Annotated in this window: 10 protein-coding genes and 1 tRNA gene; 6 read left to right on the top strand and 5 right to left on the bottom strand. The window is 68.7% G+C overall.

The genetic code is table 11. From position 1 onward, the window contains the following. Together ABD211_RS26760 and ABD211_RS26755 are read left to right on the top strand one after the other, a co-directional pair. Nucleotides 1–1929 (top strand): non-reducing end alpha-L-arabinofuranosidase family hydrolase (locus ABD211_RS26760; RefSeq protein ID WP_425560538.1); only part of this gene is annotated, 1929 nt, incomplete at its 5' end. Nucleotides 1930–2551: 622 nt separating this feature from the next. Then, complete coding sequence (locus ABD211_RS26755; RefSeq protein WP_344137694.1) at nt 2552–2959, top strand: hypothetical protein; 408 nt, start codon at nt 2552–2554, stop codon at nt 2957–2959. A 7-nt stretch (nt 2960–2966) separates the two neighbouring features. On the opposite strand, the gene ABD211_RS26750 is transcribed toward ABD211_RS26755, so the two are convergent. Further along, nucleotides 2967–3039, bottom strand: a tRNA-OTHER gene (locus tag ABD211_RS26750). 112 nt (nt 3040–3151) lie between these two features. Here ABD211_RS26750 and ABD211_RS26745 point away from each other — a divergent pair. Continuing rightward, entirely contained in the window at nt 3152–3283 is a 132-nt protein-coding gene (locus tag ABD211_RS26745; protein ID WP_344137691.1) for a hypothetical protein, read from the top strand. A 273-nt stretch (nt 3284–3556) separates the two neighbouring features. Here the strand turns inward: ABD211_RS26745 and ABD211_RS26740 are convergent, their stop codons facing one another. The 3 genes from ABD211_RS26740 to ABD211_RS26730 all read right to left on the bottom strand — a co-directional run bounded on the left by ABD211_RS26740 (nt 3557) and on the right by ABD211_RS26730 (nt 7273). Then, nucleotides 3557–5083 (bottom strand): glycoside hydrolase family 130 protein, encoded by a 1527-nt coding sequence (locus ABD211_RS26740; protein WP_344137688.1) that lies wholly within the window; start codon nt 5081–5083, stop codon nt 3557–3559. Beyond that, nucleotides 5073–6044 (bottom strand): glycosyltransferase, encoded by a 972-nt coding sequence (locus tag ABD211_RS26735; RefSeq protein WP_344137685.1) that lies wholly within the window; start codon nt 6042–6044, stop codon nt 5073–5075. The genes ABD211_RS26740 and ABD211_RS26735 overlap by 11 nt, the downstream gene beginning before the upstream one ends. A 116-nt stretch (nt 6045–6160) precedes the next feature. Beyond that, nucleotides 6161–7273: a glycosyltransferase gene (locus ABD211_RS26730; protein WP_344137682.1), complete on the bottom strand. Its 1113-nt coding sequence runs from the start codon at nt 7271–7273 to the stop codon at nt 6161–6163. 279 nt (nt 7274–7552) lie between these two features. Here ABD211_RS26730 and ABD211_RS26725 point away from each other — a divergent pair, with 279 nt between their 5' ends. After that, nucleotides 7553–8011 (top strand): hypothetical protein, encoded by a 459-nt coding sequence (locus tag ABD211_RS26725; protein WP_344137679.1) that lies wholly within the window; start codon nt 7553–7555, stop codon nt 8009–8011. 99 nt (nt 8012–8110) lie between these two features. Here ABD211_RS26725 and ABD211_RS26720 read toward each other — a convergent pair whose 3' ends face one another. Beyond that, a complete protein-coding gene (locus ABD211_RS26720; RefSeq protein WP_344137676.1) occupies nt 8111–8314 on the bottom strand; it encodes a cold-shock protein in 204 nt (67 codons plus the stop codon). Nucleotides 8315–8660: 346 nt separating this feature from the next. Between ABD211_RS26720 and ABD211_RS26715 the strand changes: the two genes are divergently transcribed. Together ABD211_RS26715 and ABD211_RS26710 are read left to right on the top strand one after the other, a co-directional pair. Then, nucleotides 8661–10091, top strand: coding sequence for a DEAD/DEAH box helicase (locus tag ABD211_RS26715; protein ID WP_344137672.1), 1431 nt, complete (start codon nt 8661–8663; stop codon nt 10089–10091). A gap of 64 nt (nt 10092–10155) precedes the next feature. Further along, a complete protein-coding gene (locus ABD211_RS26710; protein WP_344137667.1) occupies nt 10156–10728 on the top strand; it encodes a hypothetical protein in 573 nt (190 codons plus the stop codon). The last annotated feature ends 53 nt before the right edge of the window (nt 10729–10781 follow it).

The raw sequence follows: 10781 nt of genomic DNA, 5'->3' as shown, positions 1-10781 counted from the left end.
GCCTACACCGCGGTCCTCAACGCCCTCAACGCCGCCCCGGCGATCCCGACCAGCGCGGCGCCCACCTCGGGTTCCGTGCCCACCTCAGGCCCGGCGACCAGCAGTCCGCCGGCAGGCGGCGCCGGGTCGATCGTCGGCGTCCAGTCGGGCCGTTGTGTCGACGTGCCCAACTCCGCGACCGCCAACGGCACGCGGGTCACGCTCTACGACTGCAACAACGGTGCCAACCAGCGGTGGACCTACACGTCCAGCAAGCAGCTGATGGTCTACGGCAACACGTGCCTCGACACCGCAGGTACCGGCAACGGATCCGCGGTTCAGATCTACAGCTGCAACGGCGGTACCAACCAGCAATGGAACCTCAACTCCAACGGAACCATCAGCAACGTGGGATCGGGACGGTGCCTGGACGTCTGGAGCACGGCCAACGGCGCGCAGATCCAGGTGTACGACTGCCACGGCCAGGACAACCAGAAGTTCACCTTCAACGGCAGTGCCCCGTCGAACCCGCCGACGTCGGGCCCGCAGACGTCCGCTCCGCCGACATCAGGTGCGCCGACGTCTGCTCCGCCGACGTCGGGCCCGCAGACGTCCACTCCGCCGACCAGCTCCGGCGGTAGCAGCGCGTGCCAGGTCGTCTACACCGTCACCAACCAGTGGACGGGTGGCTTCGGGGCCAGCGTGGCCATCACCAACAACGGCGCCGCCGTGTCGAGTTGGCGGCTGACGTGGACCTTCGGGGCGGGACAGGGGATCAGTCAGCTGTGGAACGGCTCGGTCAGCCAGTCCGGGTCGAACGTGACGGTCACCAACCTCAGCTACAACGGGTCGATCCCGACCGGCGGCACCACGTCGTTCGGGTTCAACGGCACCTTCACCAGCTCGAATCCCGTACCGACGAACTTCGCGCTCAACGGCGTGGCGTGCAACGGCCCGGCCGTACCGGTCACCTCCGGTCCGGTTGTGACATCAGCTGGGCCGATCGTGACGTCGGCTCCGCCGACCACGTCTGGCCAGACCTGCGCCCTTCCGTCGACGTACCGCTGGTCCTCGACCGGGTCGTTGGCCAACCCGAGGTCACCGTGGGTGTCGTTGAAGGACTTCACCAACGTCGTCTACCAGGGCAAGCACCTGGTCTACGGGTCGTACGTGTCGAACGGGTCCTACAGCTCGATGAACTTCACCCCGTTCACGAACTGGTCGGACATGGCCTCGGCCAGCCAGAACGCGATGCCGTTCGCCGCGGTTGCGCCGACGCTGATCTACTTCGCCCCGAAGAACATCTGGGTCCTGGCGTACCAGTGGGGTCCGACCTCGTTCAGCTACCGGACGTCCACCGACCCGTCCAACGTCAACGGTTGGTCGTCGGTGCAGACGCTGTCCACGGCCGACCTGGGCTCGACCGCCCCCTACGGGGTGATCGACCAGACGCTCATCGGTGACGACCAGAACATGTACCTGTTCTTCGCCGGCGACAACGGGAGGATCTACCGCCAGAGCATGCCGATCGGGAACTTCCCGGGCAGCTTCGGCTCGACCTACACGACGATCATGACCGACTCGACGAACAACCTGTTCGAGGGCGTCGAAGTCTACAAGGTCGCCGGCCAGAACCAGTACCTGATGTTGGTCGAGGCGATCGGCAGTGCGGGCAACCGCTACTTCCGTTCGTTCACGTCCTCCAGCCTCAGCGGTACGTGGACCCCGCAGGCCGCGTCGGAGAGCAACCCGTTCGCGGGCCGGGCCAACGCGAACGCCAGCTGGACCAACGACATCAGCCACGGTGACCTGGTGCGGACCAACCCGGACCAGACCAAGACCGTCGACGCCTGCAACCTGCAGCTGCTCTACCAGGGCAAGGACCCGAGCGCTGGCGGCGACTACAACAACCTGCCGTGGCGGCCGGGTGTGCTGACCCTGCAGCGTTAAGTGGCGTGACCCAGGTCCGGCCAGGATCGGGTGGATCTGGATGGGCGGGCTCGGCGTAAGCCGGGCCCGCCCGCGTCATGTAGAGCCGTGTCGACACCATGGGCACCTTCCATGCCGCGATGGCCCCCCTTCATNTTCCTGGACTACCTCCAGTCCATGGAGACCTACTTCCGGGTGCTTGAAGACGGTGATGAGGATCTGATCGACTCTGAGCGAGACCGGGTAAGGGCGCATCTGAGGTCGATTGACGAGAATGCCCTTGGGCCTACCGCATGGTGGACGGGCTACGTCGAGGAGATGGACATGCTGTAAGCGCGTGGTTGGGCAGAGCCTGGCGGTGCGGCGTGCAGGGGCAACGTGCCGGGGTACGCCTGGAGATCTGCTGTCACGTGCCTGCTCGAGCCGTCTGTCTTTCATCCTGCGTCCAAGCGACCTGGCTGGTATGTAGAGCAGGCATTGCCCAGGCGTGACGAGGTCTGCCGTCGCAGTTCGGGCTTAACCCGCTCTCGGACAAGGGCGCCTACCGGTTGCCCGAGAAGTGAGGCGTATGTCCAGTACAGACAGTGCTCGGTGGCGAGGGCGGGTCGCCCGGCGGTTGGCCCGCTCACCCGAGGGGGCGGTCGTGCTGGAGCGGATCGCCAGGGGTGGGGGTGCGACGCGGTGGTTCATCTGTCGCGCCCCCGCCGACCTGGACGCCGTCGCGGCCCGGCTGTCGCCCGGTAGCTGCGTCAGCTTCTACTTCGACCAGCGGATGAGACGTGAGGTCTTCACCGCTGAGGTGGAGTTGCAGCTGCGGCGGATCGTCGGCGATGCCAACGAGGTGGTCATTTGTCAGGAAGGGCTCGACGACCCGGAGCTCGATGTGGAGCTGGTGTACGGCTTCGACGAGCTGGCGGAGTACACGGCGTTGCTCGGGGACCGGTCAGTGATCTACTTCGGTCCGTTCCCCGGGCGCGACGACGACGGCGAGGCCGCGATCACGGTGGTGCTGCCGGACAGTGACGGGGTGGTGCGGGCGCACCCCCACTGACCCTCGGTGCGGGAAGGGGTACTTGAACCCCCACGTCCGAAGGTCCCAGGTCCGGTGCGTCTGCCATTCCGCCACTCCGCTAGTTGACGAGTGAATTCTGGTGCCCGCGGTACCGCCTCATCGGTCGAAACTGCGCTAGTCTGACAGGGTGATCATCGCGGTCATGTACGCCACTGTTTAGATAGGGTCGTCATGTCCGACAAGTCCCCTCGGAAGTCCAACGCCAAGAAGAGCGGCAAGTCGCTGAAGGAAAAGCGGGCCGATAAGAAGAGCAAGAAGGCCGCCGGCAAGTCCGCCTCGTTGGTCCCGCCGACCGGATCCTGAGCGGAACCGGATCGCGTAGCTCAGATGTGGGAGAGACCCGGCAGCTGGACGAGCTGGAGACGGCGCAGATCGTAGGGGCGTGGGTCTCGTCTGGTGGCACGAGACGCTCCAGCGTCCCGGCCATGGACCGGCCCGAACCGGGTTCCTACGGGAGATCGCGCTGATCGCGACATGCACGTGGACCCGGTTCGGTTCGCCGGCGGCGTAGCTCCTGACGAGTCGAAGTGCCGTGAGCTGGGCTGACGTACGCGTCATCGACGTAGCCCGCCGCGTTCACCACCGCGTGGTTTCTCGCCCTGCGTTGGGTGCTGTCGGGGTGGCCATCGTGCCGTCGGTCGGGAGCATGCGGTCCAGGAGATCGGGCAGTCGTACCTGAGCGAAGCCTATGGCGGCGTCGCTGATGCCGTATGGAATGGTCAGTATCTGGTCGTGGAGCAACGCGCCGCAGGAGTAGACCACGTTGGGGACGTAGCCGTCGCGTTCGTCGGCGTTCGCGGTCAGCAGCGGTTGCGCGAGGGTGGCCAACACGATGGACGGGTCGTCGAGATCGAGCAGGATGGCGCCAATGCTGTATCGGCGCATGGGCCCTACGCCGTGGGTGAGGACCAACCAGCCCGCCGGGGTTTCGATCGGTGAGCCGCAGTTGCCGATCTGGATCAGCTCCCAGCCGCGTGTCGGCGCGTACAGGGGGGCCGGTTCATTCCAGATGCGGTGATCGTCGGACAAGACGAGCGAGAGGCTCTGACGGTCCCACCGTGACAGCGCGGCGTAGCGGCCATCGATCCGGCGGGGGAACAGTGCCAGCCCTTTGTCTTTGGCGGCCGCTCCGGCGAGTGGCGACACGTGGAACTGGCGGAAGTCCTGAGTGGCCAACAGGTGTGAGGCGACTCGCGCGCCGTTGTAGGCGGTGTACGTGGCGTAGAAGGTCGCCGGTTCGTCGCCGTTGGCGAACCTGACCAGTCGGGCGTCCTCCATGCCGTGGCTCTCGGCCGGTGCGACAGGCCACAACAGCCGCTCCGCCAGATCCGAGCCTGGGGTGAAGTCCACGTCGTAGGTGGCCGCGGCGATCTGGTGGAGGTGTTCGATCACGTGCTGTACCCGCTCACGGTTCAGCGTATGTTCGTGGATTCCCGCCAGGGCGTCGCCGAGTTCGGTCGCGGTGAAGGACTCCGCGAGCCGGCCCAACACGAGATCGCTCGTCTCGTCGTGGTCGCCATGGTCGGTCAGTGCGGCCAGGAAAAGCGTGCGTTGGTACGTCGCGGGCCGGGTCACGCCGGTGACCAGGCGCGGTCCGGGCTCGTCCAGCGTGAGAGTGTCGCCCGGCCCGAGGACTCCGGTCCGGAATCCGATGGAGGAGATGTGGCCCTCGCCGACACAACGCACGGTCATGACGAACCGCAGCTGCCCCTTGACGAGACCGGACTGGTCCGGGTGGGCCGCCATCGACGGGTTGAACAGGGCGGCGCCCTCGGGCGCGTACTCGTGGGTGAAGCAGGCGCCGATGAGCATGCGACGTTCGGCGGACAGGCGTCTGGGTGACGTGATCTCGCGGGACACGACCGCGAAGTGTGCGGAGAAGGCCGCGGTGAGGTCATCGTGGCGTCCGCGGAAGTCGGCGATGACGGCATCGGCAATTGCGGCGACTTCCGCGTCGTCGAGTGCCATCACCCGGGCGATGACCGTGCTCGCGCGGGACCGTCCGGTCGGTGTCTCCTCGCCGGGCACGAAGAGCTTTGCGATGACGCGCCGGGGGTCGGGTCGCAGCCAGTGTGCGGTACGCACCGCCAGGTCAGCGGCCATAGTTGTGCCCCACTGATCGCCGGCCGTTGTTTGAGGGGGTCGGCCGGTCCGCCGTGCGGTCGTGTTGTGCTGGCATGGTGGTCAACTTTCGCGCGTGTTGGAGGGTGGACAGCATGGCAAGGGTGGACTCCGCTCCCTGGTTGTCGCTGCGGCCGGTCGGACACAGGCCGTCGCTGCCTCCGCCGGCCTCGGTGATGAGCCCTGTCCTGGCGTCGTTGTCGCCGAGGAACCAGTCGACGGCCAGACGCAGGCCGCCCATCCACCGGGCGTCGCCGGTCATGGCCAGGGCGCGTGCGCAGGCGTCGGCGAGTGCCGCGGCCTCGATCGGCTGTTGGTCAAAGCCCGGCCGCGGCTCACCGGCCGCCCGTCCACCGACCGGTGTCGGCGAAAGGTGCCCGTCGACGGTCTCCATCGCCAGGAGCCAGGCCAGCCGACGCAGGCCGATGTCCGTGGCACCCGTATCACCCGTCTGCTGTCCGGCCGCCAGGTACACCTCGGCCAATGCCGCGTTGGCATAGGCGAGGCGTGCCTCCGGCCAGGCCCAGTCGGCAGCAACGTCCGCCCGGCCGACCGTCGTGACCGCGTCGGCGAGTATCCGACGCGCCTGGTCGTGATCGGGCGTGACGGTGAGGATCTCGGCCGCGCCGAGCCCGGCGAACGCCATGGCCCTCGGCCAGCGGGACCGGTGCCGGCAGGCCAGTTCGAAACACGTGAGCGCCGCACGGCGCAGGTGCGCCAGCGGCGCCCGGGCCGCGGCGGTGCCAAGTCCCCAGATCGCCCGCCCCCACCAGTCGCCGGTCCCCGCCTCGTCGACCCAGCGGCGCTCGTAGCTCAGCCGATTGTGGAACCGGCCGTCCGCTGTCTGAGCGTGGACCAGGAATGCCAGATACCGCTCGGCCAGGTGGATCAGTGTGGCCGGTGGTGCGGCCTCACGACAGATGACGACGAGCGCTCGCGCCACGTCGTCAACGCAGTAACCGTGCTCGCGCAACGGGGTCGATCCGCGTGCGTGCTCGAACAACCCGGTGTCGTCGCTGAGCCGAACCAGATGCGCGAAAGACGGTTGCGGGTACGGGCTCATCCGAGTGCCACCGTCCGGTTGGCCAGCAGCTCGGCCGCCAGCGACTGGTACCGCGCGGCGACAGCCGGCCACAGCAGGGTGGGGGAGAGCCGGGATGCCTCGGTTGACATCTGTTGGGCCAGGCCGGGCTCCGTGAGCACCCGGAGAAGCGCGGCGCCGATCGCCGCGGAGTCGCCGTGCGGCACCACCAGCCCGGCCCCGCCGCTGAGCAGCTCAGTCGCGTGCGGGAACGCGGTGGCCACCACGGGTATGCCTGCGGCGACCGCCTCGACCAGCACGCCGGAGGTGACCTGTTCGCGCGAGTCATAGGGCAACAACACCACGTCGGCACGGCGTATTAACCGCGTCAGCGACGGCTCGTCCATGTAGGCGCCCTCGAACCGGACGTTGTTGGTCACCCCGACGATGCGGGCGCGCTCGGCCAGGTGCAGGCGGTAGGTCTCGCCATGCAGTTGGCGCACCCGGGGATGAGTCTGACCCGCCACGATGTACGCCGGCGACGGGGTGACCCGGCGCACGTGGTGCATTGCGTCGATCGCCCACTCGATGCCCTTTCCCGGGCCGAGCAGACCCCAGGTCAGGATGAGTGGCCGCTGCCCGGGCAGCCGCAGGTACGGGCCAGACCGGACGGGCGCGCCGTGGGGGATCACGACCACCTTGTCAGCGTTGACGGTGTAGCCGTTGACGAGCCGGTCGCGCGCCGCGTGCGTCATCGTGACCACCGCGGCGGCCGCACGGGTCACCTGCTCGAGAACCTGTCGCTGGTGCGAGGTCGGACGGGCCAGCACCGTGTGTGCGACCACCACAACCGGCACCCGAACCTCATCCAGGACCGAGAGCACCTGGTCGCCGTCCTGGCCGCCGTAAATGCCGTACTCATGCTGGACGACTGCGACGTCGAAGGTGTTGAGCGCCTCCGCCGCGACACCATGACCGCGCGTGGAGCGGGTCCGCAGCTGGGCGACGACCTCCGGTGAGCTGGACATGACCGGCGAATCCACCACCCGGACCACGCCGGCGCTGACGCCGGAGCCGGCCCGGGTCAGACCACGCAGCAGTGCTGACGTAAAGGTCGCCAGGCCACATTGCGTCGGGGGATACGTGCTCAAGAAACCATAGGAGATCGGCACAAAGGCCACCTTCCGGTCGGCATTCGCCCCTTCGGGAGCGGCGTCATGACAGGGGATCCGAGCCGGCAGAGTGGACGAACCAACCCACGACGCCGATAGGTGTCGACAAAGAGCAGCGACGCGGCTCCTGGTTGCGCTCCATGGCGCATTTCGTCCCGGCACGACACACCGCGGAACAATGCCGCAGGCCGTCGGCCGCCACGGCTACTCTACCCCCTGCGCCCGGGGAGGCTCGGGCCCGGCGGTGCGCGCGGGCTGATGTTGTTTGCCGCCTTCGCACCCGTGGCCGGGCAGTTGTTCGGCAGCGGTGAGCAGCGCGAGGTTCTCCCGCGGGCCATGATGTTCACCGTCGCAACCGTGGCCGGATGCGACAGTGCCAGCATCAGCGTGTACCGCTATGGCCTGGCCGTCGACACCGTGCCCAGCGACGCGGTCGCCGCCGAACTCGACGACCTTCAGTTCGCGACCGGAGTCGGGCCTGGCCCGGACGTGACGCGACACGGGAAGCCGGTCTACGCGCCGGACCTGGCCCATTCGTCGCGCTGGCCGGTGCTGGCCGCCACCGCTGCACAGCTCGATGTGGGCAGCGCGCTGTACGTGGCCTTGGCGGGCGCCATGGATGAGCGCCGCAACCAGGTCGACCGATCCGAAGCGGCTCAACCGCACACTCGCCGATCTTGTCCAACCGGGGCAGAACCCGAAGAGACATCCGCTTGATCAACGCCCAGTCCAGGAGGGAAGGGGCGGACCTTGGGTTGAATCCCTTACCCCACGCGCCCGGCAAGCCAGGGCCCGCCGCGCGCGGGGGAGCTGGTGTCAGATGAGGCGGATGTTCTGAGCCTGCGGCCCCTTGGGGCCCGGGGCGATCTCGAACTCCACGGACTGGTTCTCGTCCAGGCTGCGGAAGCCGTACGACTGGATGGCGGTGAAATGGGCGAACACGTCAGCGCCGCCTCCATCAGGGGTGATGAAGCCGAAGCCCTTGTCCGCGTTGAACCACTTCACGATTCCGGTAGCCATGCCATCTCCTCATTCAGGGGTTACGGAGCCACGCACCATGCAGGGCTCCCGTCACGTTGATCACCCCGACCGGATGGACCGGCAATGCAAAAAGCGCCCGGGTCAAACACCACAGGCGCTTACATGACATCTGGAAACCACACCGCAACGTATAACTCCACCACCGTAGCACGACCGGGCGGCGGGACAGCGTGGCAATGACCTGGGTCGCGGGCGCCCCGGCGCCCGTGGTGTACCGTAGGGGGCACTGTCCTCCCCGCGCGGCCATATGCCCGCGACACGCGTCAGGCTCCCGCTCGAGGTGAGCACGCGGTCCGGAGGACCACACGAACGTTCGGAGTTCACTATGGCGGCCCGCCGCCACCCACAATCAGCATTCAGCACCACGTCCACCTTCGCGTCCCTCGGCGTCCCGGACGCCCTCGTGCGGGCACTCGCGACGAACGGGATCACCACCGCCTTCCCCATCCAGGCGGCCACGCTGCCCGACTCCCTGGCCGGCCGGGACGTCCTCGGCCGTGGCCGTACCGGCTCGGGCAAGACCTACGCCTTCCTCCTGCCGCTGTTCACCCGGCTCGCCGTACCCGGCAAGCGCCGTGGCGGGCGCCCACGCGCGCTCGTCCTCGCGCCGACGCGAGAGCTGGCATCCCAGATCGCGGCCTCGGCCGCGCCGCTGGCGGACGCGCTGTCGCTGAAGGTGCATACGGTTTTCGGCGGCGTCGGGGCCGGCGCGCAGATCGCCAACCTCCGGTTGGGTACCGACCTGCTCATCGCGTGCCCGGGCCGGCTCGAGGAGCTCTGTGCACAAGGGCACGTGAATCTCGACTCGGTGGAGATCACTGTGCTCGACGAGGCGGACCACATGGCCGACCTCGGTTTCCTGCCCACGGTGCGCCGGCTGCTCGACCGGACGCCCCGCACGGGTCAGCGGCTGCTCTTCTCGGCCACGCTGGACGCCGGCGTGGACGTCCTCGTACGCAGGTACCTGACCAAGCCGGTCACGCACAGCGTCGACACGGCGCAGTCACCCGTGTCCACGATGGACCATCACGTCCTGCACGTCCTGCCCGGCGACCGGCTGCCGGTGCTGGTCGACCTGGTGGCCGCGCCCGGCCGTACCATCGTTTTCACTAGGACGAAGCAGGGTGCCAAGCGGCTGACCCGCCAGCTCAACGCCCACCGCGTGCCGGCGGTCGAGCTGCACGGCAACCTGGCCCAGAACGCGCGCACCCGCAACCTCGCCGCGTTCTCCGACGGCACCGCCACCACGCTCGTCGCCACCGACATCGCGGCCCGGGGCATCCACGTCGATGAGATCAGCCGGGTGATCCACGCCGACCCGCCCCTCGAACACAAGGCGTACCTGCACCGCTCCGGCCGCACCGCCCGCGCGGGCGCCGCCGGCACCGTAGTGACGCTGATGACCGATGCCCAGGTCGCCGACGTACGCGACCTGACCCGCAAAGCCGGCGTTTCACCGACCATCACCCGGCTCGCGCCCGGGCACCCACTGCTCGCCCAGCTCGCGCCCGGCGAACGGACGTACTCAGGCGTCCCGGAGCAGGCACCCCCGCAACGCCGGCCCGACCGCGTCCGGCCGGCCCGCCAACCGCGCTCCGCACGCGAGTCCCGGCCTACCCGCGAGGTGGCCGAACCAGCAGCGAACACCAGGTCGGGCCGCAACGCTGGGCAGGCCAGACCCGCCCCGACCGCTGCCCGTGGCGCGGCGGCGTTCTCCGCCAGTTCCCGGATCGGCAACCGCAGAGGCGGCCGCTGACAAAAGCGACCCCCGGACGCCCACCGGCGGTGCTCGTGCCCCCTGGATGGGCGAGAATAGACGGATGATGGTCCGATACGGCGTGTTCAGCCCGGACGATCGGGACAGGGCTGGGCAGGCACGCGACGACGCCGCCGAGGCGCGCGATACGGCGGCCCATAATCGCGACCGTGACGCACGGGCCCGCGACGTGTCGGCGACGACGCGCGACGAGACCGGCCAGGCGGCACAGCGTGCCGAACAGGATCGGCTGTGGGCGGCCGAGCGTCGCGACCAGGTCGCGGCCAGGCGGGCCGAGTCAGCCCGACTACGCGAACAGGCGGCGGCCGAAGACCCGCCTGATAGCGAGCGACTGCTCATCATGTGGGAGCAGGCAGTGGCCGATCGTGACGCGGCAGAGGCCGATCGTCACCTGGCGGCCGCCGATCGCGATGCCGCCCGCGCATATCTGCAGCAGGTACGACGTGAACTCACGGCTGCGGCTGTGGACCGGGCGGCCGCGCATCGTGACCGCAGGGCCGCTCAGGACGACCGCGCCGGTGCGGCAGCCGACCGTGCTGCGACCGACGCCGACCGCCAGCAAGCCGCCGTCGAACGTGCCATGAGCGACGCCGACGGCCAAGAGGACGTCCGATAGTCACCGAACGGGCCGCCGACTCGCCGGCCCGTTCGTAGGGCGGTGGGATGCGA

The sequence above is a fragment of the Luedemannella flava genome, assembly GCF_039528515.1.
GTDB classification, from domain to species: Bacteria; Actinomycetota; Actinomycetes; order Mycobacteriales; family Micromonosporaceae; genus Luedemannella; species Luedemannella flava.
The sequence above is the reverse complement of the archived record's forward strand: the minus strand, read 5'-3'. Positions and strand labels throughout refer to the sequence as shown.